This is a genomic window from Azospirillum largimobile, from assembly GCF_977007025.2.
In genome coordinates this window covers 348,592-375,429 of record NZ_CDRMUA020000006.1, presented here as the reverse complement: position 1 = coordinate 375,429, position 26,838 = coordinate 348,592, and the positions used below count along the sequence as shown (strand labels likewise).

At 66.9% G+C, this 26,838-nt stretch carries 24 protein-coding genes; 19 read left to right on the top strand and 5 right to left on the bottom strand.

What is annotated here, in order from left to right:
* Nucleotides 1-72: 72 nt before the first annotated feature.
* Together ACWPKK_RS28920 and ACWPKK_RS28915 are read left to right on the top strand one after the other, a co-directional pair.
* Nucleotides 73-534, top strand: a complete 462-nt coding sequence (locus tag ACWPKK_RS28920; protein ID WP_324869489.1) for a (2Fe-2S)-binding protein — start codon at nt 73-75, stop codon at nt 532-534.
* Between the two features lie 3 nt (nt 535-537).
* A complete protein-coding gene (locus ACWPKK_RS28915; RefSeq protein WP_452011405.1) occupies nt 538-2,805 on the top strand; it encodes a molybdopterin cofactor-binding domain-containing protein in 2,268 nt (755 codons plus the stop codon).
* Nucleotides 2,806-2,816: 11 nt separating this feature from the next.
* Here the strand turns inward: ACWPKK_RS28915 and ACWPKK_RS28910 are convergent, their stop codons facing one another.
* From ACWPKK_RS28910 to ACWPKK_RS28900, 3 genes are all read right to left on the bottom strand, one after another.
* Nucleotides 2,817-3,239 (bottom strand): hypothetical protein, encoded by a 423-nt coding sequence (locus ACWPKK_RS28910; RefSeq protein ID WP_452011403.1) that lies wholly within the window; start codon nt 3,237-3,239, stop codon nt 2,817-2,819.
* 166 nt (nt 3,240-3,405) lie between these two features.
* Nucleotides 3,406-3,972, bottom strand: a complete 567-nt coding sequence (locus ACWPKK_RS28905; protein WP_452011400.1) for a mismatch-specific DNA-glycosylase — start codon at nt 3,970-3,972, stop codon at nt 3,406-3,408.
* Between the two features lie 51 nt (nt 3,973-4,023).
* Nucleotides 4,024-5,712 carry a GMC oxidoreductase gene (locus tag ACWPKK_RS28900; protein ID WP_452011397.1) on the bottom strand — a complete coding sequence of 563 codons (1,689 nt, stop codon included), beginning with the start codon at nt 5,710-5,712 and terminating at the stop codon, nt 4,024-4,026.
* Between the two features lie 305 nt (nt 5,713-6,017).
* Here ACWPKK_RS28900 and ACWPKK_RS28895 point away from each other — a divergent pair, with 305 nt between their 5' ends.
* Nucleotides 6,018-6,995, top strand: a complete 978-nt coding sequence (locus tag ACWPKK_RS28895; protein WP_452011395.1) for a DUF4142 domain-containing protein — start codon at nt 6,018-6,020, stop codon at nt 6,993-6,995.
* An 89-nt stretch (nt 6,996-7,084) separates the two neighbouring features.
* Complete coding sequence (locus ACWPKK_RS28890) at nt 7,085-7,303, top strand: hypothetical protein (protein WP_310118613.1); 219 nt, start codon at nt 7,085-7,087, stop codon at nt 7,301-7,303.
* Between the two features lie 50 nt (nt 7,304-7,353).
* Here the strand turns inward: ACWPKK_RS28890 and ACWPKK_RS28885 are convergent, their stop codons facing one another.
* Both ACWPKK_RS28885 and trkA read right to left on the bottom strand, forming a co-directional pair.
* Nucleotides 7,354-8,814: a TrkH family potassium uptake protein gene (locus ACWPKK_RS28885; protein ID WP_452011393.1), complete on the bottom strand. Its 1,461-nt coding sequence runs from the start codon at nt 8,812-8,814 to the stop codon at nt 7,354-7,356.
* Nucleotides 8,815-8,884: 70 nt separating this feature from the next.
* Nucleotides 8,885-10,264 carry a Trk system potassium transporter TrkA gene (trkA, locus tag ACWPKK_RS28880; protein ID WP_452011391.1) on the bottom strand — a complete coding sequence of 460 codons (1,380 nt, stop codon included), beginning with the start codon at nt 10,262-10,264 and terminating at the stop codon, nt 8,885-8,887.
* A 234-nt stretch (nt 10,265-10,498) separates the two neighbouring features.
* Here trkA and ACWPKK_RS28875 point away from each other — a divergent pair, with 234 nt between their 5' ends.
* The 15 genes from ACWPKK_RS28875 to ACWPKK_RS28805 all read left to right on the top strand — a co-directional run bounded on the left by ACWPKK_RS28875 (nt 10,499) and on the right by ACWPKK_RS28805 (nt 26,819).
* Nucleotides 10,499-11,104 carry a glutathione S-transferase N-terminal domain-containing protein gene (locus ACWPKK_RS28875; RefSeq protein WP_452011389.1) on the top strand — a complete coding sequence of 202 codons (606 nt, stop codon included), beginning with the start codon at nt 10,499-10,501 and terminating at the stop codon, nt 11,102-11,104.
* Between the two features lie 306 nt (nt 11,105-11,410).
* Nucleotides 11,411-14,008: a methyl-accepting chemotaxis protein gene (locus ACWPKK_RS28870; protein ID WP_452011386.1), complete on the top strand. Its 2,598-nt coding sequence runs from the start codon at nt 11,411-11,413 to the stop codon at nt 14,006-14,008.
* Nucleotides 14,009-14,194: 186 nt separating this feature from the next.
* Nucleotides 14,195-15,262 (top strand): phosphate ABC transporter substrate-binding protein PstS, encoded by a 1,068-nt coding sequence (gene pstS, locus ACWPKK_RS28865; RefSeq protein WP_452011571.1) that lies wholly within the window; start codon nt 14,195-14,197, stop codon nt 15,260-15,262.
* A 112-nt stretch (nt 15,263-15,374) separates the two neighbouring features.
* Complete coding sequence (pstC, locus tag ACWPKK_RS28860) at nt 15,375-16,358, top strand: phosphate ABC transporter permease subunit PstC (RefSeq protein ID WP_452011383.1); 984 nt, start codon at nt 15,375-15,377, stop codon at nt 16,356-16,358.
* 4 nt (nt 16,359-16,362) lie between these two features.
* Nucleotides 16,363-17,244, top strand: coding sequence for a phosphate ABC transporter permease PstA (gene pstA / locus ACWPKK_RS28855; RefSeq protein ID WP_324871025.1), 882 nt, complete (start codon nt 16,363-16,365; stop codon nt 17,242-17,244).
* Nucleotides 17,245-17,312: 68 nt separating this feature from the next.
* Complete coding sequence (gene pstB / locus ACWPKK_RS28850) at nt 17,313-18,125, top strand: phosphate ABC transporter ATP-binding protein PstB (RefSeq protein ID WP_452011569.1); 813 nt, start codon at nt 17,313-17,315, stop codon at nt 18,123-18,125.
* Between the two features lie 172 nt (nt 18,126-18,297).
* On the top strand, nt 18,298-18,675 hold the full coding sequence (locus ACWPKK_RS28845) for a hypothetical protein (protein WP_452011381.1): 378 nt from the start codon (nt 18,298-18,300) through the stop codon (nt 18,673-18,675).
* Between the two features lie 443 nt (nt 18,676-19,118).
* Entirely contained in the window at nt 19,119-19,823 is a 705-nt protein-coding gene (locus ACWPKK_RS28840) for a YoaK family protein (protein ID WP_452011379.1), read from the top strand.
* A 17-nt stretch (nt 19,824-19,840) separates the two neighbouring features.
* Nucleotides 19,841-20,416: a TMEM175 family protein gene (locus tag ACWPKK_RS28835; protein WP_452011376.1), complete on the top strand. Its 576-nt coding sequence runs from the start codon at nt 19,841-19,843 to the stop codon at nt 20,414-20,416.
* 293 nt (nt 20,417-20,709) lie between these two features.
* Nucleotides 20,710-21,957, top strand: coding sequence for a TCR/Tet family MFS transporter (locus tag ACWPKK_RS28830; protein WP_452011374.1), 1,248 nt, complete (start codon nt 20,710-20,712; stop codon nt 21,955-21,957).
* 206 nt (nt 21,958-22,163) lie between these two features.
* Nucleotides 22,164-24,290, top strand: a complete 2,127-nt coding sequence (locus ACWPKK_RS28825) for a YgiQ family radical SAM protein (protein WP_452011371.1) — start codon at nt 22,164-22,166, stop codon at nt 24,288-24,290.
* A 95-nt stretch (nt 24,291-24,385) separates the two neighbouring features.
* Complete coding sequence (locus ACWPKK_RS28820) at nt 24,386-24,790, top strand: hypothetical protein (RefSeq protein WP_452011368.1); 405 nt, start codon at nt 24,386-24,388, stop codon at nt 24,788-24,790.
* On the top strand, nt 24,787-25,686 hold the full coding sequence (locus ACWPKK_RS28815) for a hypothetical protein (RefSeq protein WP_452011366.1): 900 nt from the start codon (nt 24,787-24,789) through the stop codon (nt 25,684-25,686). Before ACWPKK_RS28820 ends, ACWPKK_RS28815 begins: the two co-directional genes overlap by 4 nt.
* A gap of 10 nt (nt 25,687-25,696) precedes the next feature.
* On the top strand, nt 25,697-26,194 hold the full coding sequence (locus ACWPKK_RS28810; RefSeq protein ID WP_452011363.1) for an SMI1/KNR4 family protein: 498 nt from the start codon (nt 25,697-25,699) through the stop codon (nt 26,192-26,194).
* Between the two features lie 10 nt (nt 26,195-26,204).
* Nucleotides 26,205-26,819 (top strand): hypothetical protein, encoded by a 615-nt coding sequence (locus ACWPKK_RS28805; protein ID WP_452011360.1) that lies wholly within the window; start codon nt 26,205-26,207, stop codon nt 26,817-26,819.
* Nucleotides 26,820-26,838 lie beyond the last annotated feature (19 nt).

Sequence of the window (26,838 nt, the reverse complement as noted above, 5' to 3'; positions counted from 1 at the left end):
CCCGCAACCGGGCAGCGGACTCGTCGTCACTCCAGTCCGGCGGTTCCGTTCAGGGAGAAAGAGGCAAGAGCCATGATTAGCATCAACGTCAACGGCGAGAACCGTCAGGTCGACGTGCCCGAGGACATGCCGCTCCTGTGGGTTCTGCGGGACGAACTGAACATGACCGGCACCAAGTTCGGCTGCGGCGTCGCCCAGTGCGGCGCCTGCACCGTCCATGTCGACGGTACGCCGACCCGGGCCTGCCAGACTCCGGTCGGCATGCTGGGGCCGGACAGCAAGGTCACCACCATCGAAGGCGTGAAGGGCAAGGCGGCGCAGGCCGTCCAGGCGGCGTGGCAGAAGCTGGACGTTGTCCAGTGCGGCTATTGCCAGTCGGGGCAGATCATGAGCGCGGTCGCGCTGCTGACCGACAACCAGAACCCGACCGACCAGGACATCGACGCGGCGATGGACGGCAATGTCTGCCGCTGCGCCACCTATGTCCGCATCCGCGCGGCGATCAAGGATGCCGCCCAGACGATGAGGGCCTGATCCATGCTGCATCATCTGATCCGTCAGGCCGCCCAAAATGGTTTTGCCCAAAATGGGTTCGGCGAATCCCTCGCGCTGAAGCCGCTGCCCGCCCCGTCGCGCCGCGGTTTCCTGAAAGCCATCGGCGCCGGGGCCGGCGCGCTGGTCATCGGCGCGCATGTGCCGCTGCCGGCGCTGGCCGCTGAAGCCGCGGCGAAGACCGTCGGCCCGGCCGACCCGCGCCCGCAGCTGTTCGTCATCGTGGCGCCGGACAACACCGTCACCGTGCTGGCCAAGCATCTGGACAAGGGCCAGGGCATCGTCACCGGCCTCGCCACCATCGTGGCGGAGGAGCTGGACGCCGACTGGGCCCAGGTGCGCGGCGCCTTCGCCCCGGCCGACAACAAGCTGTACGCCAACCACTTCTTCGGCATCCAGGGCACCGGCGGCTCCACCGCCATCGCCAACAGTTGGGACGAGCTGCGGATGGCCGGTGCCGCCGCCCGCGCCATGCTGGTCGCCGCCGCGGCCGCCCGCTGGAACGTGCCGGCCGGCGAGGTGACGGTGTCGAAGGGCATCGTCCGCCATGCCTCCAGCAACCGCAGCCTGACCTTCGGCGAACTGGCGGAGGCGGCGGCGAAGCTGCCCGTGCCGCAGCAGGTCAAGCTGAAGGACCCCAAGGACTATGTGCTGATCGGCAAGCCGGACCTGCACCGGCTGGACCACATCAGCAAGACCAACGGCACAGCGATCTTCGCCATGGACATCCGCCGCCCGGATCAGGTGACGGCGGTTCTGGCCCGCAGCCCCCGCTTCGGCGGCACGGTGAAGAGCGTCGACGACGCGGCGGCCCGCAAGGTGCCGGGCGTGATCGAGGTGGTGAGCCTGCCGGTCGGCGTCGCGGTGATCGCCAGGAACACCTGGGCAGCCATGAAGGGCCGCGAGGCTCTGACGGTCACCTGGGACGATGCCAAGTCCGAGATGCGCGGCACCGACGCCATGCTGGCCGACTACCGCAAGCTGGCCGACCAGCCGGGCGCTGTCGCCGCCGGCAAGGGCGATGCCGACAAGGCCTTCGCCGAGGCGTCGTCCAAGGGCGGCCATGTGGTGGAGGGCGACTTCGTCTTCCCCTACCTCGCCCATGCGCCGATGGAGCCGCTGAACGCCGTGGTGGCGCTGAACCCGGAGGGTGGCTGCACCATCTGGGCCGGCTCCCAGTTCCAGGGCGTGGAGCAGATGGTCGCCGCCCACATCCTGGGCTGCAAGCCGGAACAGGTGAAGATCGAGACCCAGTGGGCCGGCGGCAGCTTCGGCCGGCGCGCCACCACCAACGCCGACTACATCGCCGAGGCGGTGATGGTCGCCAAGGCCTATCCCAAGGCGCCGGTGCATCTGGTCTGGACGCGCGAGGACGACATCAAGGGCGGCCGCTACCGTCCGCTGTTCCTGCACCGGATCAAGGCGGCGGTGGATGCCAAGGGCGCCCTGGTCGCCTGGAAGCAGCGCATCGTCGGCCAGAGCTTCATGGCCGGCACGCCCTTCGAGGCGGTGATGGTCAAGAACGGCGTCGACGCGACGATGGTCGAGGGCGCGTCGGACATGGCCTATGCCGTGCCGAATCTGGCGGTGGACGCCCACACCGTCGCCTCGCCGGTCACCACCCTGTGGTGGCGGTCGGTCGGGCACACCCACACCGCCTATTCCAAGGAGGTGATGATCGACCGGCTCGCCAAGGCGGCCGGCAAGGATCCGGTGGCCTTCCGGCTGGAGATGCTGAAGGACCATCCGCGTCTGGCCGGCGTGCTGAAGCTGGCGGCGGAAAAGGCCGGCTGGGGCCAGCCCATGCCGCAAGGCAAGGGCCGCGGCGTCGCCGTGCATGAGAGCTTCAACACCTATGTCGCCCATGTCGCCGACGTGACGGTCGACGCCAAGGGTCAGGTCAAGGTCGACCGCGTCGTCGTCGCCATCGACTGCGGCCGGGTGATCAACCCCGACGTGGTCAAGGCGCAGATGGAGGGCGGCACCGGCTGGGGCATTGGCCATGCGCTGCGCGGCGAGATCACCATGACCGACGGCGTGGTGGATCAGGCCAACTTCGACAGCTACCTGCCGATGCGGATGTCGGACATGCCGGTGGTCGAGGTGCACATCGTGCCGTCCGGCGAACGGCCGACCGGCGCCGGCGAGCCCGGCGTCCCGACCGCCGCGCCCGCGGTGGCCAACGCCGTCTTCTCGGTGACCGGCCAGCCGCAGCAGACGCTGCCCTTCAGCCGCAACGGCATCGTCAGCTGAGTGGGGGGCAGCTAGGGCGAAGCGGACTGCGGTGAAACGGCGATCCCGGCCGTCCGTGCGGCGGCCGGGATCGCAGCAGGCCGCAAGGCTGTGTCCGGCAGTATCGGAGAGGCAGGCAGAGCGGCGGGAGCGACACGCTCCGCCGCTTCCGGCTGTTCGCTGCTCAGAAGCCGGGCGAGCTGCCAGGGCCGCGTCCCCAGCGGATGCGGCCCCCAGGGGTCGACCGCAGCGCTTGTCGCCGCGCCTGCGGCCACCGGTGACAGCGCCGTCAGATAGGCGGCGGCGCGCACCACCCCGGCCAGCAGCAGAACGGCCAGCGTCATCACCATCCAATGCCGGCGGCGCAGCCGGGCGGCGACGGGATCCGGTCCCGTGTCCCCGTCCGGGGGCGGTATCCGGTCATGGCTGGAATTGCGTCGTGCGATAACGGTCATGCGGCGCACAGCATGGCCCATCGACGCCCGGGACGTGTTGGTCTTTCCCGGCGAAAGGCCGGAACAGGGGGAGTGCCCCCGGCGCTCATCCCTCCGCTCGTCGGCATGCTCCCTTTGGCGCGGGCGCGGCACCCCGATGGCGGCGGCCCCCATGTCAGTGCTGCTGTCAGCGCCGCCGGTCGATCTCCGCCCGGACTTCGCGGAACCAGCGCAGCTTTTCCTCGAAGGGCAGGCGGGCGAGACCGCTCGGCGACGGCACCACCACGTCGGCAACCCCGTTGAACAGCGGGCGCTCCTGCACGCCCCAGGGCGCATCCGGCAGGCCGGTCGCCGCCAGATAGACCCCCTTGCCGGTATAGGCCAACACCTTCGGCCGGACGAAGCCGACGATCCGCGCCAGCCGCGGCACCCCGCCGCGCAGCTCCGCCCGCGACAGTTCGGCGGCGCCGGCGGTGGCGCGGGCGACGAGATTGGTGGAGCCCAGGCCGATGGCCGGCAGGGTGACGTCCTCCTCCGGCCGGTAGAGGCGCGGGGTCAACCCGGCCTCATGCAGCAGGCGCCAGAACTGGTTGCCGCGCCCGGCATAATGGTGACCGAGCGCGCCCGACCGCAGGCCGGGGTTGAAGCCCACGAACAGGCAGTCGAGCCCCGGCGCCACGATGTCGGGCAATGGCCCGGCGGCAGGCGGCATCCCTTCCGGGGGAGGGGCCGGAGCATCGTCGAACAGGTCCATCGGTCGGTTCCTCTCCGCAGGGAGAGGAAATATAGGACTCCGCCGCCCCGCTCAAAGCGAGGCGGCGACCGCGGGGGCAGGCGGACTGCTCCGTTCGTCCTGCAGCATCGCGAGGATGCGGTCGGTCATTCTCAAGGCCAGTGCCACGATGGTCATGGTCGGGTGGTCGGCGCCCATGGTGGGGAAGACGGAACTGCCGGCGATGTAGAGGTTGCCGACGCCATGCACGCGGCCTTCCGCATCGACCACGCCGTGGCGCGGCGATTCGTGCATGCGCGTCGTGCCCATGTGGTGCCAGCACCAGCCGACATCCGCCATCGTCGCCTCGGCGGACTCGTCCTGCCGCCCGTCCGTCTTGATCAGGCCGCGGCGCAGCAGATCCTCGCGCAGAAGGCGCTGGGTCTCGGCCGCGCCCCGGCGGTCCTGCTCGGTCAGCCGCCAGTCCACCCGCGGCAGGTTGCAGCCGAACGGGTCGGTGGCATGGTCCAGCGTCACGCGGCTGTCGGGATTGGGGACGGGCTCCAGCACCGTTTCCAGAGTGAAGCGCCGGGACAGCCAGCCCGGATCGATGATGCTGTCGAACAGGGCGTGGGCGAGCTGCGGCATGCTTCGCAGGATACGCGGGCCGGCATTGCGCAGCAGGCTCACCGCCTCGTCTTCCGACACGCCGAATCGCCGGCAGCTGTGGCGCGAGGGCAGGAGCCGCAGGTCGCGCATCGCCTTGAAGGCGTCCAGCGCGGCCGAATGGTAGGAGGCGACCAGATAGGTGCGGGAATTGGGCAGCGCGTGGCGTTCCTGAAGCTCCGCCGTCGGCGACAGCGCCAGCGCCACCGACGGGTGCGGCCGGCGCAGACGCCGCCGCGCCAGGCACAGGCTGACGTCGTAGAGCGTGCGGTGCCGCCCCTGCTGGGTCAGGCGGATCGGCGGTGTCTTGAAGCGCGGATGGTCGGCGAAGTAGCGGCCGACGAGATCGTTGCCGTTGCCCAGCCCAGCCGCCTGCACCTTGTTGGACAGCAGCAGGATGCGCGCATTCTCGATGCCGCCGCAGCACAGCACGAACAGCCGGGCGCCGACGGTGAAGCTGGGTCCCTCCAGCGTACGGACCTGCACCCGTTCCACCGCCGTGGCGGTCGGGTTGGTATCCAGGCCGGTGACGTTCGCGTTGAGGAAGGCGGTGATGTTGGCGGCGCGACCGATCTCCGCGCGGTAAGCCTCGCCCATGCGGATCGGCGGGCTGAGTTGGGCGAGCCGGTTCTCGAAACCGTCTCCGCCCTCCTCTTCCACCGGGATCAGCGCCGCCTTCGGCCCGCCGACCCGTTCCATCCAGAAATCATTGTCGTAGTCGAACGGACCCAGGCCCAGCACGCTCTGCGAGCGCTCATAATAAGGCATCATCGTGTCGCGCGGGATCGGCCATCCGCTGTCTGGAATCCAGGACCGTTCGGCGAAATCGCCCGGCTCCAGCGGGCGGGAGAATCCACCCCAGCAGTTGGTGCTGCCGCCCAGATAGCGGCTGCGCGCGGTGGTCAGCCGCTCATACGGCAAGCCGACGTTGCGGCCGGCATACAGCGCCTGGGAGATGCCCTCGACCTCCAGTCCGCCGCCTTCGAGCAGGACGACGCTGCAGGAACTGCCGGCCAGCTCGCGCGCAATGGTCAGGCCGGCAGCGCCCCCACCGATCACGCACAGGTCGCAATCGATATGGGTGCCGTTCAGGACATGGCGGGCGTCACGAAGCAAACTGGCCTCCGTACCAGGGATATAAGCCGTCCCTTCTTGCCCCGGACACGTAGCCTAGGCCGAGCACGCATTCGGCTATACCCCCGGCGCGCCGCAATACTCCGATACTCAACGCAAGTGCGGCACCCCGGACGATCCGGATGGCCTGTCCGCATCGCCCAGGCCGTTGGGGATGATGGCGGGAATGATGGTGGGAACGACGGCCGCAGTCGGCGGTTGAAATGGGTAAGAACGGTGCCTCGGCCCGGCCGGAAGGCCCCGGATGAACGCGCACCGGCAACCACGCAATCGCAGGAACCGCCGCCATGAAACGCCATCATCTTCTCGCCACCGCCGCCCTGATCCTGTTCTCCGCCCCGGCGCTGTCGCTGGCCCAGACGCCGACGCCGCAGAAGACCGTGACCGAGAAGGGGCAGATGTCGCAGCAGGACATGACCTTCGCCGAAAAGGCCGCGATGAGCGACATGTTCGAGATCCAGGCCGGCAAGCTGGCGCAGGACCATGCCAAGGACAATGGCGTCAAGCAGTTCGGCAACCACATGGTGGCCGACCACACCAAGACGTCGGAAGCCATGAAGGCGATGGCCCAGCAGAAATCGATGACGCTGCCGACCAAGCTCGATTCCGAACATCAGCAGAAGCTGGACAAGCTGCGCGGCCAGCAGGGTGAACAGTTCGATTCCGCCTATCTGCAGGGCCAGATCGACGCCCACCAGACCGCCGTCACCCTGTTCCGCACCCAGGCCGAGAAAGGCCAGGACGCCGACCTGAAGCGCTTCGCCGAGCAGACCCTGCCGACCCTGGAGCAGCATCTGCGCCAGGTCCGCGATCTGCGCCCGAACGTCGCCTCCACCAGCGGTGCTGCCCAGCAGAGCACCAGCTTCGAGAATATGATGGGCAAGGCCGTCTATGGCGAGGACGGCGGCAAGCTCGGCGATGTCGCCGACATCATCCTCGACGCCCAGTCGGGCAAGGCCACCCAGGTGATCCTGGACCGCGGCGGCATTCTGGGCATCGGCGCCAAGCAGGTGGCCCTGGACTACACCCTGCTGAACGCCAATGGCGACCGCATCGTCGCCCGGCAGGTGACCGAGGATCAGGTCAAGCAGATGGCCGAGTTCAAATACGATGACAACACCGTCTCGCTGGGCAAGGGCGACCGCAACAGCGGCGGCAGCAACGCCGACCACGGCACCATGAACAAGGGCGGCGACATGAAGAACGACGCGGCCCACGGCACCGCCAACAGCCTGGACAGCACCCAGCCGCGCAACCCGCAGTAAGGCTTTCGGCGGATTTGAGCCGACACCAGCCGAGCGGCGCCGGGAATCCACTTCCCGGCGCCCCCGGCCAACCGACGGAGAAAGCAAGGATGGCGAACGCCAGCAAGAAGCACATGAGCCCCAGCGGACAGGGCAAGGGCACCGGAACCGGCGCCACCACCGACCTGCCGGCCGGTTCCATCGGCGACAACGCGGTCCTGTCGAACCGCGACAAGTCCCGCCATTCCGACGCCCGCGGGCTGGACAGCAAGACCGTGCAGACCGAACAGCTGCAGGATCACGCGGCCAACCGCAATCCGGACGAATAGAGCGCACAAAGGGGCCGGTCCCGGCCGGCCCCCCCCTCAGGTTCGGCCCCTCAGCCCCGCCAGAACTGGGGCATGAACAGCACAAGCACGGTGAACAGCTCCAGCCGGCCCAGCAGCATCGCCAGAGACAGCAGCCATTTCGCCGAATCCGGCAGGGAGGAGAAGGTGCCGGCCGGACCGATGATGTCGCCCAGCCCCGGCCCCACATTCGCCAGCGCGGTCACCGCGGCGCTGGCGCTGGTGATGAAGTCCAGCCCCAGGGCCATCAGCGCGATGGTGATCACGCTGTAGGCGGTGAAGAAAAGCGCGAAGAACACGATCACCGATCCCAGCACGTCGTCGTCCAGCTGCCGGTTGCCGTATTGGCGCGGAAAGACGCCGCGGGGATAGATCAGGTGAAGGAAATGGGTACGCAGCACCGTCACCATCACCTCGAACCGGAAGATCTTGATGCCGCCGGCGGTCGAGCCGGTGCAGCCGCCGATGAAGGTCAGCCCGAAGAACACGCCGACCGCAAGATTTCCCCATTGGCTGTAATCGGTGTAGGCATAGCCGGTGGTGGTGACGACCGACACCACGTTGAAGGCCACCAGCCGCAGGGCATCGTGGAAATCGTGCCCGTGCTTCAGCGCCAGCCAGATGCTGAGCGGCAGGATCACCGCGGCCAGGAAGGCCATGAAGGTCCGCACTTGGCTGTCATTCCACAGCGCGTCGCGCTGGCCGGTCAGGGTGCGGACATACAGGACGAAGGGCAGGCTGCCCAGAAGCATGAACAGCGTCACCAGCCAATGCAGGAGCGGGCTTTCGAAATGCCCGATGGAGCTGTCGGATGTGGAGAATCCGCCGGTCGACAGGCTGCTCAGCGCATGCACCACCGCCTCGAACGGCGTCATCCCGGCCAGCCAGTAGCAGACCCCGCAGATCGCCGTCAGCCCGGCATAGACCGCGACGATCGCCTTGGCGATCTGCTGGGCGCGCGGCAGCACCTTCTGCGACCGGTCGGAGGATTCGGTGCGGAACAGCTGCATGCCGCCCACCCGCAGCGCCGGAAGGACCGCGATGGCGACGCCGATGATGCCGATGCCGCCCATCCATTGCAGCAACGCCCGCCACAGCAGGATGCCCTCTGTCGTCCGGTCCAGCCCGACCAGGACCGTCGATCCCGTGGTGGTCAGTCCCGACATGGTTTCGAAGAAGGCGTTGGCGTAGTTCAGCGACAGATCCGGAAAATGGCCGAACTGGAAGGGAAGGGCGGCGAAGGCCGCGGTGCTGGTCCAGGTCAGCGGCGTCAGCAGGAAGGCCTGCCTCAGCGACAATCCGCCATGCAGGTGGCACCGGGTGCCGAGCGCCACCGCACCGCCGCAGGCGCCGGTGAAGGCGGCCGAATAGAGGAAGACCCCGGCATCCGGATTGCCATAGGCGAAATCGACCGCGGCCGGAATCAGCATCGTCGCGGCAAGCGCCAGCAGCACGATGGAGACGATGAACAGGATCGGCCTGAAATTCGGCATGATGTCTCTGGTCAGGGGAATGGGCGGCGGCGGGAAGGGGATGACGTGTCGGGCAGGGCGGTGCGGCCGATCAGAAGAACTCCAGCCCGACCGCGAACAGCTTTTCGACCTTGCGCACCAGATCGGCGGTGGCCATCACGATGACGCGGTCATGCGGTTCGATCGCCGTCTGGCTGGTGGGGATGATGACCTCCCCGCGGCGGACCAGCGCACCGATCATCATGCCGGCCGGCAGGCCGATGGATCCGATGGGGCCGCTGACCGCGCGCGAGGTCTCCAACGCCTCGGCCTCCACCACCTCGCCGAAGTTGTCGCCGATGGTCTGCACCGCCGCGACCCGGCCGCGCCGGACATGGCGCAGGATCGAGGACACCGTGACCGCCGCCGGGTTGACCACCACGTCCATCCCCAGCCCGGCGACGATCGGCGCGTAGGACGTCTTGTTCAGCAGCGTGATCGCCCGCCCGCAGCCGGCGCGCTTGGCCAGCAGCGAGGTGAAGACGTTGGTCTCATCGTCGTTGGTGACGGCGACGATGGTCTCGGCCCGGCCGACCTGCGCCTCTTCCAGGATTTCGTGGTCCAGCGCGTCGCCGTTCAGCACCACGGTGCTGGAGCGCAGCGAGCGCGAGATCAGCTCCGCCCGGTCAGCGTTGCCCTCGATCATCTTGATGGAGATGCCGCGCATGTGGCGTTCGACGATCTGCGCCAGGTTGAAGCCGACATTGCCGCCGCCGGCGATGACCAGACGGCGGGCCGGCGCTTCGCTGTGGCCGAACAGGGCGACGACGCGGACGATGTCGGCGGTGCGGCACACCAGATGCACGTCGTCGCCCAGCCGCAGCTGGTCGTTCCCCTTGGGCACAAAGCCGACGCCGTCGCGGAAGACCGCCAGCACGGCCGCGCGCACGTCCGGGAACATCTCGGTCAGGCGGCGCAGCGGCGTGTTGAGCAGGGGCGAGCTGTTGGTGCAGTGGACGCCGATCAGGTGCACCTTGCCGTCGGCGAGCGGCACCATCTCGAACGCGCCGGGGGAGCGCAGGCGCCGCGCGATGCTGTGGGCGATCTCCACCTCCGGCGAGATGACGACGCTGATCGCCAGATGCTGTGCGGAAAACATCGCCGACCATTCCGGCTGCAGATAGGCCTGCTTGCGGATGCGGGCGATGCGCAGCGGGATGTTGAACACCGAATGGGCGACCTCGCAGGCCACCATGTTGACCTCGTCGGAATGGGTGACGGCGATCAGCATGTCTGCATCCCGCGCCCCCGCCTGGGCCAGCACATCCGGGTGCGAGGCATAGCCGACCATCCCGCGCACGTCGTGGCTCTCGTCCATCCGCTGCGCCAGCTCGGTAGAGGTGTCGATCACCGTGATGTCGTTGTCTTCCAGCGCGAGGTGCCGCGCGATGCTGGCTCCGACCTGCCCGGCCCCACAGATGATCACCTTCATGCGCCCGCCCCCGGCCTGTCCACAATGCACTCCGGCCCAACCGGCCAATGTCAGCAAATGACGGCAAAGGCGAAGCGTTGCAAGCCAAAGCGGATCGGACAGGACCGGGGCGGCCGGGGAAGACGTGCAAAAACCTTCGCGCAGGCCTGTTCATGGTGTGCTCCCCCGGCGGGCGGTTCGGTGGCAGGATGCGGGGCGGAGCCTCCGTGAACCGACAATAATGAAGGAACGTCCATGTTGAAGCTGCGCTGGAGCCCCACCTCGCCCTATGTGCGCAAGGTGATGATGGTCGTCATCGAACGCGGGTTGGAGGATCGGGTGGAGCGGGTGGCGACCGATCCGTGGTCGGCCGATACCGACCTGCCCAGGGAAAACCCGCTGGGCAAGGTTCCCGCCCTGACGCTGGAGGATGGCACCACCCTGTTCGACAGCCCGGTCATCGTCGAGTATCTCGATTCGCTCGGCGACCGGGCGCCGCTGTTCCCGCCTGCAGGGCCGGCACGCTGGACCGCGCTTCGGTTCCAGGCGATCGCCGACGGCATCTGCGACGCCGCCATCCTCCGCCGGCTGGAATCCATGCGCCCCGACGGCGAGAAGTCTGAAGGCTGGATGGAGCGCCAGCGCAAGGCGGTCGCCCGCGCGCTCGACCTGCTGGAGGCCGACGCGGCGGAACTGGCCGGCGAGGCCACCATCGGCACGCTCGCCGTGCTGGCGGCGCTCGGCTATCTCGATTTCCGTTTCGGCCACGAGGACTGGCGCGAAGGCCGCCCGGCCCTTGCGTCCTGGTTCGACAAGGCAGCGGACCGCGACAGCCTGCGGCGCACCGCACCGCCGGTGTAACGTCCGCAATAAGTCGAATGTCCTGCCCTGAAAACGCGTAATAAAGCGGCGTCCCGCACCAGCGGGCGCCGCTTTTGCTTCGCAGCGCTGTTTACGTTCGATTCACCATGACTGGCCAATGGTCGGCCATCGACCATCGCCCGGACCGGCGATTTCGCGGGCGCAACGATGTTTCGATTGTGCGTCGCGAAAACTTCATCGAACCGTCACCCAAACATACAAAGAGAGGGGCTACCCATGGCGTCGGCCGGGCCGCGGAGAACCGCGGGTCCGGTGCGGACAACCTCCAGACCACGGGTGGCCCACATGGCAGATCGCGCCGACCAGCGCCGGCGATCCGGCATCAAGTCGAAAATGCTGATCGCCTTCGGCACCGTGGCGGCACTGCCCTGCATCGCGGCGGTCGTCGGCTGGATGTCCTACGGCGCGGTCCGGGGCCATGTCGCCGACATCACCGGAACGCAGGTGCCGGTGCTCAGCGCCGCGCACGGCCTCGCCACCACCACGGCGCGGGTGCTGGCGCTGGGGCCGCTGATCGACGCCGCGTCGTCGGAGGAGGATTTGACCCGGCTGCGCAGTGCCGTGGCGGCGCAGCGCGGGGAGCTGGACGGCCAGCTTGCCCGGCTGGCCGATGGGCATGGCGATATCGGCCGCATGGGCGAACTGGCGGCCACCGCGCGTTCGCTTCTGGGCACCATCGACGCGCTGGGCGCGGCGACCGGCCGCCGGCTGAGCCTGCAGGAACAGCGCAGCGCCCGGCTGGCGGAGTTGAGCGACGCCCATGCCCGGCTGCTGGCGGCGCTGAAGCCGGACATGCAGGCGTCGCGCGAACAGCTTGCCCAGGCAATCGCCGCGATGGTGGAGGCGACCTCGCAATCCTCCGAGGCGATCGGCGGCGAACTGGGGCAGACGGTGATCCCGCTGTTCCAGCTGCGTGGCGCGGAGGCGGCGCTGACCAAGGCGCTGCTGATCGGCGCCTTCGAGACCGACCGGTCCAAGGTGATGTCGCTGTCCACCGACTTCGATTCGGCGCTGTCCGACCTGCAGGGCGCCCTGCGCCCGCTGTCGAAGAGCGAGGCGGCCGCTCCCGTCGTCGCGGCGATCAACGAACTGGCGGCATATGGTGACGGCGACAAGAGCGTCTACACCCGCCGCGTCCGCCAGCTGACCCCCGGCATCGGGGAGGCGGAAGCGCACAAGCTGGCGGAGGCCCAGGCCGCCGCCGTCGATGAGATCGTCCGGCTGGACCGCGACGCCAACAGCCGGATGCTGCCGCTGATGCTGAACTCCCGCGGGCGCATCGCAGAGGCCGGAAGCGCCATCGCGGAGCGGATGCAGGATCTCTCCACCAATGTGGTGCCGGAGGCGCAGCACCGCTACACCGTGCTGAGCGGCCTGATGGCCGACGCCAACCTGCTGGCCGGCAAGCTGGCCGAGGCTGGCAATGCGGAAACGCCGGCCCGTCTGGCCGCCGCGCGCCGCACGCTGGACCCGCTGGCCGCGACCATCCGCAAGTCTCTGCAGGACGGGCAGGGCGATCTGGGTGCCGAGGTCCGCCGGTTGGCCGAACGGCTGCTGGCACTGGGCTTCGGCGACGACGGCATCCTGGCGCTGCGCGGCGGCGAACTGGCGGCCTATGCCGAAAATGCCGCGCTGATCGACAGCAACCGCAGCACCGGCGCCGCCCTGACCGGGATGGTCGACGGGCTGGTCCAGGCGGCCGAGCAGGCGACTGCTGACGGGGCCGAAGCCGCCCATGCCGCGCTGGAGCGCACCAACCAGGTGCAGATCCTGCTGGCGACGGCCGGCGTGCTGCTGGCCGGTCTGATCGTCTCGCTCTATGTCGGGCGCCGCGTCGTCGGCCGGATGGAGGCGCTTGCCGACGCAATGCGCCGGGTCGCCGCCGGCGACCTGACGGTGGAGCAGAAGGCCGATGGCAACGACGAGATCACCGACATGGCTCGCGCCCTGTTCGTCTTCATCGCCAACGCCCGCGCCATGGAAGAGGCGCATGAGAAGGTGGAGATCGAACGCCGCAACGCCGCGTCGGCCCGGCGGACCAGCATGCTGGAGATCGCCGACCAGTTCGAGAGCAACGTGCTGAGCAGTGTCGAGACGCTGGCGGACGCTGCCCGCCAGATGGCGGCGCGGGCCCGCTCGCTGACCGACATCGCCGCCAACGCCAACGACCGCGCCGAGGCCGCGATGCAGCTGTCCGGCGAGATGGCCGCCGGAATCCAGCAGGTGGCGACCGCCGCGTCCGAAATCTCGCAATCCATCGCCGAGATCAGCAAGCGCACCGGCGAATCGGCCCGCATCATCGGCGACACCGCCGCCGGGGCGGAGCAGGTCAAGGCCACCGTCGCCGACCTGTCCGGCACCGCCGGCGAGATCGGTACCGTGGTGGGGCTGATCGACGAGATCGCCGGCCAGACCAACCTGCTGGCGCTGAACGCCACCATCGAGGCGGCACGCGCGGGCGAGGCCGGCAAGGGCTTCGCGGTCGTCGCCGGCGAGGTGAAGGCGCTGGCCAGCCAGACCGCCCAGGCCACCGCCGAGATCGCCCGCCAGATCGCCGCGACCCAGGCGGCCAGCCGCCAGACGGCGGAGGTGGTGGCGACCATGACCGGCAGCGTCCAGCGCATCGAAACCAACGCCTCGGCCATCGCCGCGGCGGTTGAGGAGCAGGCGACCATCACGTCCAGCATCGTCGACAGCTCCCACCGGGTCGCGGTGGGCACGCAGGCGGCATCGGACCATGTCGCCGGCCTGTCGGAGGCCGCGGCCAAGGTGCGCGCCCAGGCCGGCGACGTGCTGCAGGTGGCGGAAAGCCTGTCGCACGAGGCGACCAGCCTCGGCTCCGCCGTGCATCTGTTCCTTCAGGAAATCCGGGCGGCGCGATGACCATCGCGAAGCCGGCAAGAATGGGTCGGTTTCATAAAACTGACACGTAAACAAAACAAACCCGTCACCAGCGGTGGCTATGGTCACCGCGACGAAGAAGGCGGGTTACGACCTCCGGCGAAGGCCGGGATTTTCCCAAACCCAACGACACCGTCCAAACCTATCGGGAGTTTTGCCGTGAAAACCATGACCTCGGCGTTCGTTCGTTGCGCCGCCTTCGGTGCCCTGGCCGTTCTGTCCGTGTCGGTCGCTCCGCTGTCGGTCGCCTCGGCCGCCGACATCTCCGGCGCCGGCGCCACCTTCCCGTACCCGATCTATGCCAAGTGGGCCGACGCCTACAAGAAGGAGACGGGCACGGGCCTGAACTACCAGTCGATCGGTTCGGGCGGCGGCATCAAGCAGATCAAGGCCAAGACGGTCACCTTCGGCGCGTCGGACATGCCGCTGAAGCCGGAAGAGCTGGAGCAGGCCGGCCTGATCCAGTTCCCGATGATCATGGGCGGCGTCGTTCCGGTCGTGAACCTGAAGGGTCTGAAGTCCGGCGAGGTCAAGCTGTCGGGCACGGTTCTCGCCAACATCTACATGGGCGAGGTCACCAAGTGGAACGACCCGCAGATCAAGTCGCTGAACCCGGACGTCAACCTGCCAAACACCGCCATCGCGCCGGTGTACCGTTCTGACGGGTCGGGCACCAACTTCCTGTTCACCGACTACCTGTCGAAGACCAGCCCGAAGTTCAAGACCCAGATCGGCGCCAACACCTCCGTCCAGTGGCCGGCCGGCATCGGCGCCAAGGGCAACGAAGGCGTGGCCAACATGGTCAAGCAGACGGACGGCTCGATCGGCTACGTCGAATACGCCTACGCCAAGCAGAACAACATCACGTATCTCGGCCTGCAGAACAAGGACGGCAAGACCGTCGTGCCGAAGATCGAGGCCTTCCAGGCCGCCGCGGCGAACGCCGACTGGGCCAACTCCAAGGGCTACTACGTCATCCTGACGGACGAGCCGGGTGCGGAGAGCTGGCCGATCACCGGCGCCAGCTTCATCCTGATGTACAAGAACCCGCAGGATGTCGCGACCTCGGCCGAAGCGCTGAAGTTCTTCGACTGGGCGTACAAGAGCGGCGCCAAGATGGCCACCGATCTGGATTACGTGCCGATGCCGGAAGCGGTCGTCTCCTTGGTCCAGAAGACCTGGTCGCAGTCGATCCAGGCCGACGGCAAGCCGATCTGGACCGCGTCGGCCAAGTAACCACGGCCAACCCGACCCCGGGATGCGCCGTCAGACGGTGCGCCCCGGGGGCATGATCCGCCGGTGGGGACGGAAATTTCGCCGCCCCCACCGCACGCCTCACGGAGCGGCCATGACCGAGATCGCGCTGACTTTGACCGACGCACACGCTTCCACCGCCCGACGGGCCCGCCGCCAGCGCCTGCAGGATGCGGCTTTCCGCAACGCCACGCTCTTCTTTGCGCTGCTCGTCCTGTTCATCCTGGGCGGCGTCACGGTTTCTCTCATCGACGGCGCGCTTCCGGCACTGCGCACGTTCGGCTTCGGGTTCGTCACGACCGAAGTCTGGAACCCGGTGTCGGAGGAATTCGGCGCGCTCGCCCCCATTTACGGCACGCTGATCACCTCGGTCATCGCCATGGCTGTCGGCATTCCGGTCAGCTTCGGCATCGCGCTGTTCATCACCGAGATGTGCCCGGCCTGGCTCAAGCGACCGCTCGGCGTCGCGATCGAGCTGCTGGCCGGCATTCCCAGCATCATCTACGGCATCTGGGGCCTGTTCGTCTTCGCCCCCTTCATGCAGTCGACCATCCAGCCCTTCCTGATCGCCACGGTGGGGCAGGTTCCGGGAATCGGCAACCTGTTCATGGGCCCGCCCTACGGCATCGGCATCCTGACCGCCGGCCTGATCCTGGGCATCATGGTGCTGCCCTTCATCACCTCCATCACCCGCGACGTCTTCGAGACGGTGCCGCCGATGGTGCGCGAATCCGCCTACGGGCTTGGCGCCACCACCTGGGAAGTGGTGTGGAACGTGGTGCTGCCCTACACCCGCACCGGCGTGATGGGCGGCGTCATGCTGGGGCTGGGCCGTGCGCTGGGCGAGACGATGGCGGTCACCTTCGTCATCGGCAACGCGCACCGCATCAGCTCCTCCATCATGGCGCCGGGTACGACGATTTCGGCCTCCATCGCCAACGAATTCACCGAGGCGGTCGGCGACGTCTACACCGCGTCGCTGGTGGCGCTGGGCCTGATCCTGTTCCTGATCACCTTCGCCGTGCTGTCGATCGCCAAGCTGATGCTGCTGCGCCTGCAGCGCCAGGCCGGAGTCTGAGGCCATGAGCATGTCAACTTCCGCGACGCTGGCCGCTCCGGCCGGCGGCCTGTACAACCGCCGCCGCATCGTCAACAAGGTGGCGCTGGCCCTGGCGCTGGGCGCCGCCGGCTTCGGCCTGTTCTGGCTGGTCGCCATCCTGTGGACGCTGCTCTACAACGGGCTGTCGGCGATCAACATCGCCCTGTTCACCGAGAACACGCCGCCGCCGGGCGGGGAGGGCGGCCTGCTGAACGCCATCTTCGGCAGCGTCATCATGACCACTGTCGCCACCCTGGTCGGCACGCCGATCGGCATCATGGCCGGCACCTACCTTGCCGAATTCGGCCGCGACCGCAAGCTGGCCGAGGTGGTGCGCTTCATCAACGACGTGCTGCTGAGCGCGCCGTCGATCATGGTCGGCCTGTTCGTGTACGAGGTGATGGTCATCCGCATGGGCCATTTCTCGGCCTGGGCGGGGGCCATGGCCCTGGCGGTCATCGTCATCCCCGTCGTGGTCCGCACGACCGAGGACATGCTGAAGCTGGTGCCCAACAGCCTGCGCGAGGCCGCGGCCGCCCTTGGCGCGCCGCAGTGGAAGGTGATCACCATGGTCGCCTACCGCGCCGCCCGCAACGGCATGATCACCGGCGTCCTGCTCGCCATCGCCCGCATCAGCGGCGAGACGGCGCCGCTGCTCTTCACCGCCCTGAACAACCAGTTCTGGAGTGCGGACATGAACGCGCCGATGGCCAACCTGCCGGTGGTCATCTTCCAGTACGCGATGTCTCCCTACGAGGACTGGCGCCAGCTGGCCTGGGGCGGCGCGCTGCTGATCACGGTCGCCATCCTGCTCCTCAACATCGGCGCCCGGCTGCTGGCCGGTCTCGGCTCGACGAGAAAGTAACCATGACGATGACCCACATGGACGCCAACAGCCCCGCCCACGGCAGCCACGCCCACGGAAGCCACACGATGCCCCCCGGCATGATCCCCGGTGCCGGTGCCGACCGCGGAATCGCCGGCGCCGGCCTGCCCGAGAAGATCAGCATCCGCAACCTGGACTTCTTCTATGACGGCTACCGGGCCCTGAAGAACGTTTCGCTGCCGCTGTACGACCGTCAGGTCACCGCCTTCATCGGGCCGTCGGGTTGCGGCAAGTCGACCCTGCTGCGCATTCTGAACCGGATGTACGACCTCTACCCCAAGCAGGTCGCGACCGGCGAGGTCATGCTGGACGGCGTCAACATCCTGTCGCCCAAGCAAGACCTGAACCTGCTGCGCGCCCGCGTCGGCATGGTGTTCCAGAAGCCGACGCCGTTCCCGATGTCGATCTACGACAACATCGCCTTCGGCGTGAAGCTGTACGAGAAGCTGTCCCGCGCCGAGATGGACGAGCGGGTGGAGTTCTCGCTGCGCCGCGCCGCCCTGTGGGACGAGGCGAAGGACAAGCTGCGCCAGAACGGCATGAGCCTGTCCGGCGGCCAGCAGCAGCGCCTGTGCATCGCCCGCGCAATCGCGGTCAAGCCGTCGGTCCTGCTGCTGGACGAGCCGACCTCGGCGCTCGACCCCATCTCCACCGCCAAGTGCGAGGAGCTGATCGACGAGCTGCGCTCCGACTACTGCATTGCCATCGTGACCCACAACATGCAGCAGGCGGCCCGCATCTCCAACTTCACCGCCTTCATGTATCTGGGCGAGCTGATCGAGTTCGGGAACACGGAAGAGATCTTCACCAACCCGACCAAGGAAAAGACGTCCGAATACATCACCGGCCGTTTCGGCTGACGCCCATGCTCCGCCGGTCCTTCCCACCAGGGGGAGGGCCGGCGGGGAATTGTGGTTGGGTTGCATACTGGAAGCTGTTCAGGGCGGCGGTTCATTCAACCGCCGCCTTTCGTGCGATTCTGAAGTGGGGTAGGATCGGGCCGCTCACTGTGATGGCGGGAACGGCTGCGGCGTGAAGGATTTTCTTGAGTCGGAGGCCTCCGGCATCATCGTCGTGGCGCGCCTGCCGGCCGATATCCAAAGGCATCTCGGAGCCAAGACGACCCGCGTTTTCCTGTCTTCGGAGACCAGGGACAGCCATAAGAAGCACAGATGGACCCCGGAAGCCTTTGCCCGTCTCCAGGAGATTTTGGACCAAAGCGAGGTTCGGGAGGATCGCGAGAGGCACGTGATCGTTGCGCACCATGATGCGGTCTGGTGGTGCGCAGTCGTCAAAGTGACTGTGGATCGCAAGGAGGTCTATCTTCAGTCCCTGCGGCGCAGCAACAACGACCAGATCGCAAACATGCGAGCGCGCGGAGTTCTGATTCGCCGAATTAGAGGAAGGTAGCGGCTGGGGAGAGAGACACGCCCCACGGACCCGAAGGCTACCCGGCATCTCTTACTGTACGCCGCCACCTGTGTTTGAGCATAGCCGGGAAGAAGCGATTCGACAAGCGCAGGGGTTTCGAGGAGCGGTTCGGGAGAGGGACACTCTCCATGGACCCGAAGGCTACCCGGCATCTCTTGTTCGCGGCACCCGCATGAGATTGCAGCAACTCTGCATGAACATCGGCGCGGACGACAAACCACCTACGTATTTCCATAATTGGACTTATGTGTCGAAACTCCACCTGCAAGATCGAACTGTCAGTGCGCTGCGGATTGAGGACTCTGCCGCATCGGAAAGATGTTCAGAATTTTCCAAGCCGGCCGTGAACCGACAAGACCGCCGTCGCGGCGATGACCGATGCTGTCGCTTCACCCACCGGAAACAATGGGAAAGCGACAGCCATGTCCGCACCGGCCGCACCCGGCAACTCCCCCCTGCCCTGGCTTCTGCTTCTTCTGTCGGTGACGACGGGGCTGGTCGATGCCATCAGCGTTCTTGGCCTGGGCAAGGTCTTCACCGCCAACATGACCGGCAACGTCGTCTTCCTCGGCTTCGCCGCCGCCGGCACGCCGGGTTTCCTGGTCATGCCGGCGGTGACGGCGCTGGCATCCTTCCTTGCCGGCGCCCTCATCGCCGGCCGGGTCGGTCGGATTCTGGCTGGACGGCCGATGCGGCACTGGCTGCTGGCCGCGGCCCTGTTCGAGACGTCGCTGTTCTGGATCGCCGCGATCGTCGCCACCGGTTTCGATGTCGGCACGCAGGCTCCCGCTTCCGGTTTGTATACGATCATCGCCCTGACCGGGTTCGCGATGGGCTTCCGCAACGCCACGGTCCGGCAGTTGAAGGTACCCGACCTCACGACGACGGTCCTGACCCTGACCCTGACCGGGTTGGCGGCCGATTCCAGCCTTGCCGGCGGCGCCAACACCAATGCGGCACGCCGGATGGGCAGCGTCGCCGCGATCTTCCTCGGTGCCGTGATCGGCGCCGTCATGGTGACGCAGAGCGGTCTGGTGCTTCCCCTGGTCGTCGTCGGCGTGCTGGTGCTGGCGGGGACCGCGGTCTGCGCGCTCCATCCGGTGGCGGCCGCGCCGGCCGTGGCCTGACGCTGGAGATCGGACCGATGAAGGCTGGCCGACTGGAGGCATTCACCGACGGGGTGGTGGCGATCGTCATCACCATCATGGTGCTGGAGTTGAAGGTGCCGGTGGACGGCAGCCTCGCCGCCTTGGCGGAGCGCATCCCCATCCTGCTGGCCTATGTGCTGTCCTTCATCAATGTCGGGCTCTACTGGAACAACCATCACCATCTGTTGCAGGCGACCGCGCGCATCGACGGGCGGGTGCTGTGGGCGAACCTGTTCCTGCTGTTCTGGCTGTCGCTGGTGCCCTTCGTCATCCGCTGGCTCGATGAAAGCGCCTTCTCGCCGGTGGCGACCGCGGCCTATGGCGTCGTCCTCGGCATGGCGGCGGTCGGCTACAACCTGACCGAACGGGCGATCATCGCCTGCGGCGGCCGGGATTCGGCGGTGGCGCGGGCCGTCGGCTCCGACCTGAAGGGCAAGATCAGCATGGCGTTCTACGCCATGGCCATTCCCTTGGCCTTCGTCCTGCAGTCGCTGTCCATCCTGCTCTACGTGTCGGTGATCCTGCTGTGGCTGGTGCCGGACCGGCGGATCGAACGCGCTCTCGAGGAATGAAGGACGATCACCGCGTTTCGAAAAGCTCCTGGTGGAAGCACGACCGGCAACAGGGCGGCATGGAGCGTCCATCCGCCGATCTCCTCCGTGGTGCGGCTGGACGGCGGGTCCAGTCATCTGCGCACTCCTCCGAAATACATCCGAAGTCGGAAATATTTCGCTTCACAACCGGCTGCTTGCCGCCTATGATCCCGCTTCCCTGGGCGATCCCGTTCCGGCCGCCAGTTTGACCGGAATCGCATCCCCCGCCCGATTGGGGCATAGTTATCCGTCGTGTTTTGCAAGGCTCTTCCATGTCTCCCGTTCTTCGGCCGCGCAAGGCCGCGATCGCATTCATTCTGGTCACCGCAGCGCTCGACATCGTCGCGATGGGCATCGTCATTCCGGTGCTGCCGGCGCTGATCGAGGAGTTTGCCGGGCCCGATGCGCAGGCCGGCACCATCAACGGCGCGCTGGTGGCGCTGTGGGCGCTGATGCAGTTCTTCTGCTCTCCGGTGATCGGTTCGCTGTCGGACCGTTTCGGGAGGCGGCCGGTGATCCTGCTGTCGGCCTTGGGACTGGCGGTGGATTATGTGCTGATCGCGGTGGCGCCGAACATGTGGTGGCTGGTGGTCGGCCGGGCGATCGCCGGCATCACCTCCTCCAGCTTCACCACGGTGTTCGCCTATATGGCCGACGTGACGCCGCCGGAGCAGCGGGCGCGGGCCTATGGCCTGATCGGTGCCGCGTTCAGCGCCGGCTTCATTGCTGGCCCCCTCCTCGGCGGATTGTTGGGAGAGCTGTCGCCGCGCGCCCCCTTCTGGGCGGCCGGGGCGCTCAGCGGGCTGGCCTTCCTCTATGGTCTGGCCGTTCTGCCGGAATCGCTGGCGGCGGAAAACCGGATGGCCTTTTCCTGGCGCCGGGCCAATCCGTTCGGTGCGCTGCGCCTGCTGCGGTCCCACTCGGAGCTGTCGGGGCTGGCCCTGGTCAATTTCATGCTGCATTTCTCCCACAATGTCTTTCCCGCCGTCTTCGTCCTCTATGCCGCGCATCGGTACGGTTGGAGCGCCTGGGATGTCGGGCTTCTTCTGGCGGTGGTCGGCGCGCTGGACATGGTCATGCAGGGACTGGTGGTGTCCCGCGTGGTGAAATGGCTGGGCGACCGCGGCACGATGGTGGTCGGCCTGTTCGGCGGGGCCGGCGGGCTGACCTGCATGGGTCTGGCGCCGGACGGCGGCTGGTTCGCGCTGGCCATCCTGCCGAACGCGCTGTGGGGTCTGGCCATGCCGACCATCCAGTCGCTGATGACGCAGCGGGTCTCACCTTCGGAACAGGGCCAGCTGCAGGGCGCCAACATGAGCGTGGCGAGCGTTGCCGGAATCGTGTCGCCGGTCTTCTTCGGAGCGGTCTATTCCGCCTCCGTCGGGGCCGAGCCGCTGTTCCCCCATCCGGGCGCGGCCTTCGTCAGCGCGGCGCTGGTGCTGCTGGTGGGGGCGGTGATCGGCTGGGTGGTGGCGCGGCGCAACGGCCGGGCGGAAGAGGCGGACGGCGCTGCGGCCTGACCGGCGCCCCTTCCCTCTTCCCCTTCCCTGCGCCCCCTTCCCCACGGGCAACCCTTGCACCGGCTGTGGGGCGTCCCACATAGCTCCCCACACTCCCGCACAATATCCCATTGCTCCGCTGCGTTATCAGCGGTGGGAATTTGCGGGCCGACAAGGTAAGACTGTCGGCTTCCATCCGCATTGACAGCTGAGACCCGGAGAACGCGATGCTCGCGGCCCCCAACCTGTTCGCCCACCGTCCGGACCGGAGCGTGCGCCCCAAGGCGGCACCCTTCCTGCCGATGTCGCGTGCGGAAATGGACCGGCTGGGCTGGGACCAGTGCGACGTCATCGTCGTCACCGGCGACGCCTATGTCGACCATCCCAGCTTCGGCATGGCGATCATCGGCCGGCTGCTGGAAGCGCAAGGCCTGCGCGTCGGCATCATCGCCCAGCCGGACTGGAGCAGTGCGGAGCCGTTCAAGATCCTGGGCAAGCCGCGGCTGTTCTGGGGCGTGACCGGCGGCAATATGGATTCGATGGTCAACCACTACACGGCTGACCGCCGCCTGCGCCACAACGACAGCTACACGCCGAACGACGAGGGCGGCAAGCGGCCGGACCGCGCCGTCATCGTCTATTCCCAGCGCTGCCGCGAGGCCTTCAAGGACGTTCCCATCGTCCTTGGCGGCATCGAGGCGTCGTTGCGCCGCATCGCCCAGTACGACCATTGGAGCGAGAAGATCCGCCGCTCCGTCCTGGTCGATTCCAAGGCGGACATGCTGGTCTACGGCAATGCGGAACGCGCGATCATCGAGATCGCCCAGCGCGCGCTGAAGGGGGAATCGCCCAAGGCGATGACCGACATCCGCGGCACCGCCATCATGCGCTCGTCCCTGCCGGAAGGCTGGACGGTGGTCGACAGCAGCTCCATCGACGATCCGTCGGCGCCGGTGTCGCCGCGCGCCGCCGGCGCCGACCGCATGGCGGTGCGCCTTCCCAGCTTCGAGCAGGTGACGGCCGACAAGGTGCTCTATGCCCATGCCAGCCGCGTGCTGCACCAGGAGAGCAACCCCGGCAACGCCCGCGCGCTGGTCCAGCGCCACGGCGACCGCGACGTCTGGCTGAACCCGCCGCCGATCCCGCTCGAAACCAACGAGATGGACGGCGTCTACGACCTGCCCTACGCCCGGGCGCCGCATCCGTCCTATGGCGATGCGCGCATTCCGGCCTGGGAGATGATCCGCTTCTCGGTCAACATCATGCGCGGCTGTTTCGGCGGCTGTTCCTTCTGCTCGATCACCGAGCATGAGGGGCGCATCATCCAGAGCCGGTCGGAAGGCTCCATCCTGCGCGAGATCGAGCACATCCGCGACAAGACCAAGGGCTTCACTGGCGTCATCTCCGACATGGGCGGGCCGACCGCCAACATGTATCGCCTCGCCTGCAAGGACAAGGAGACGGAGTCGGTCTGCCGCCGGCCGTCCTGCGTCTTCCCGGACATCTGCAAGAACCTGAACACCGACCATTCCTCGCTGGTGCAGCTCTACCGCAAGGCCCGTGCGGTGCCGGGGGTGAAGAAGATCCACATCGCGTCCGGCCTGCGCTACGACCTCGCGGTCCGCAATCCGGAATATGTTAAGGAGCTGGTGACCCACCATGTCGGCGGCTACCTGAAGATCGCGCCGGAACACACCGAGCCGGGTCCGCTGGCGAAGATGATGAAGCCCGGCATGGGCGCCTATGACGAGTTCAAGCGGATGTTCGACAAGGCGGCGAAAGAGGCGGGCAAGAAGCTCTACCTGATCCCCTACTTCATCGCCGCCCACCCCGGCACCACGGACGAGGACATGATGAACCTCGCCTTGTGGCTGAAGCGGAACGGCTTCAAGGCGGATCAGGTGCAGACCTTCCTGCCCTCGCCGATGTCGCTGGCGACCGCCATGTACCACAGCGAGCGCAACCCCCTGCGCCCGGTGCGCCGCGTCGGGTCGGAGATGGTGTCGTCGGCGAAGGGCTTGAAGCAGCGCCGCCTGCACAAGGCCTTCCTGCGCTACCACGATCCGGAGAACTGGCCGATCCTGCGCGAGGCGCTGAAGCGCATGGGCCGCGAGGACCTGATCGGACCGGGCGAGGAGCATCTGATCCCGGCGTGGCAGCCGGTCGGCGCCACCGCCAAGCCGCGGGAGAAGGGGCCGAACGGCAAGACCTTCTTCACCCAGCAGGCAGGCCAGGGACGCCGCGTGGTGCCGCCGGTGGGCAAGCCGCCGGGTGCAAAACCGGCTGGAGGCAATCCCACTGCGCCGAAGCCTTCCGGCATGAAGCCGCGCCAGACGAATTTGAAGGGGCGCTAGCATTCGGCTTCGTTCAACCGTTCCCGCTATGGCCTGCTGCATAAGTTGTGCTAGGTTGAGTGCATCCTATCGACAGTTGGCAGAGCCATGGCGGGATGCTTGTAATCGGCGAGGCGCAGCTTAACCGCATGGTTCTTTCCGACCGCGCGCTGCTGGTTCGGGATGTCGAGGAACATCTGGCGCAATATCGGCCGGCGATTGGCGCGGCCTATCCTGCCGGCTATCTGCGCTGGGTCATCGGTGACAGCCTGGACATCGCCAGCCGCTTCGGCATCGACGATGTCCGGATGCTCCGCGTGTTCGTGCGGTTGCACTGGGACATCGCGCCGGGCTTTTACAAGCAGCCTGATATCGCGGCCGTCCTGTCGAACACCGCCCTGCCCGCGTCGGAACGCTTTGCCGTTCTGGAAACTGAGCGCTACGCCGATGCATGGAACGACGCCTGCCGGTTCGATTCGCCGGCGGAATGGCGCGCGCGCTTCTGGCAGGATCCGCCATGACGGAGGCCTATAACGACGCCCTGCAGGAGCAGGCGAAGAAAAAGATCTGGGACACCGTCAAAGAAGAAGCGAAAGGAATGTCTCCCGCGGATTATCTGGAACTGACTGCGGATATAACGGGAATCTTCGATCCGACGCCACTCAGCGATGCGGTCGGCGGGACGATATCGCTGGTGCGAGGTGATTTAATGGGTGTCGCCCTGTCGGTGGCCAGCTTCATTCCCTATGCGGGCGATGCATTGGCGAAGCCGGCCAAGATCGCCAGGCGCGCTCCCAAAACGGCGAAGCTGGTCGAGGCGCTGCTTCACAGAGGCGACAACCTCGCGAAGGCGGGCGAGAAGGCCCTGAAGGAAGCGTTTACCCTCCCCCAGGTGGCGGCGGCGCGGCAGAAGGCGCTGAAGCGGGTCCAGCAGGCCATGCTCGATGCGCGAAACAGGGTGCCCGGCTGCAGGGATTGCAAAAAGCTGGTGGACAAGGGCACGACGCGGACGCTGCAGATGCCTGCGACCGGCGGCACATGGAGAACGCCCAACGGCCTTTCGCCGCCCAACGGAACCGGAACCTTCACATTCGGGTCGCCCGTGACCCTTCCTGATGGCCGCGTGGTGAACTCCATCGATTTCAAAGGCGGCTTTCCGGATTTCGACAAATACGTCTATGGCGGAAAGAAATACAATCTCTGGGAGGTTTCAGGCAACGCCAGTACGGATGCAAGGCGCCTTGAGGAAATGATGTTGAAGATCGACCCGAACTGGACCGCTCCGAGCAAAAAATACACGCTCCATCATTTCGAGGATGGTACGGTCGGTTATGTGCCCAAGGAAATCCATGACCGCACCGGCACCGGCGTCGCGCATACCGGCGGCAATTCCATGATCAACAACGACCTGTTCTGAAGGAGGCGCAATGTCTTTCCAGATTCCGCCGGAGACGTTGGCATACTGGCAGCGGACGGGAATGGAACCGGCCAGTGACGCCGATATTGCCCTGCTCGAACAACAGCTTGGTGGAAAGGCTCCAGCCGGTTACGCGGACTTCATGAAGACGTATGGCAGCGTCGAGTTCGCTTTTCGCATCAAGAACGGCTTCGACTATGTTTATCAGATGGACGATCGAACCGAGCAGCGCAGCGAGGCCGTTTCCGTCATCAAGTCCCCAGAGCAGGCATTGACATATTACGAGGGGATAAAAAGAGACCCAAAAATCAACATGCCCGAGCACCTCCTGCCGTTCGCCATGGACTATGGACAGGGCGAGCTGCTAATCGAGTTCGGACAGCCGACGGAGCGTGTTTATTACTGGAGCTTTGACAATCACGATTGGGAGGGTGGGGTCACGAAACTGGGTTTCGTTGCCAACAGCTTCATGGATTTCATAAACGGCTTGAAGAAATTCGACGGTTGAGGAGCCTGGAATGGGCGATCCATACGCGAAAATCCTGAGCACGGATTTCGATAACCTGCCGGAGCCTGTCCGTCGGCATTATCTGGCGCCGCCGATCCTGAGTTTCGCCGTCCGGCAGAGCGGCAACGGTTTCGCGCTGGCAAATCCCGGGGAGGCCGACCGCCCGGCCCCGGAGGCTCTCATGCCCAAACTCGGCGTCAAAAGCTGGCGCGACGGTGGTACGCTAGGCATCATCTATCAGGGCGTGTCAATGCGCGACATGCTGACCTTGCTGCTTCAGCATCCGACCAGCGCCCAATCCCTGGCCGCGAGAGCCTGGACACGCACGCGAACGCCGATCTTCGTCCGCCTGTCGCGCTACGTCGATTTTTCGGACATCAGCGAAGTTCGATTCCTTGCCGGCGGGGACGGGGTCGCACGCATCAGCGCATGCCTTCGCGGCAGTACGGGACGGAGTGTGGCATCCATGTCCGGACGGCTGTCCGCCGCAGCGCGGAAGACCGCCGATGCCCTTGGGGCAGGGGCCTGGATCATGGATTTCGGCGTTCTTCCGGACGGTTCCATACGCATCGTCGACATCAATCCGGGCCTCACCCGGCACGACATCGCCGCCATCAAGGCGTGAGCGTCGCCTCCCCTCCCCG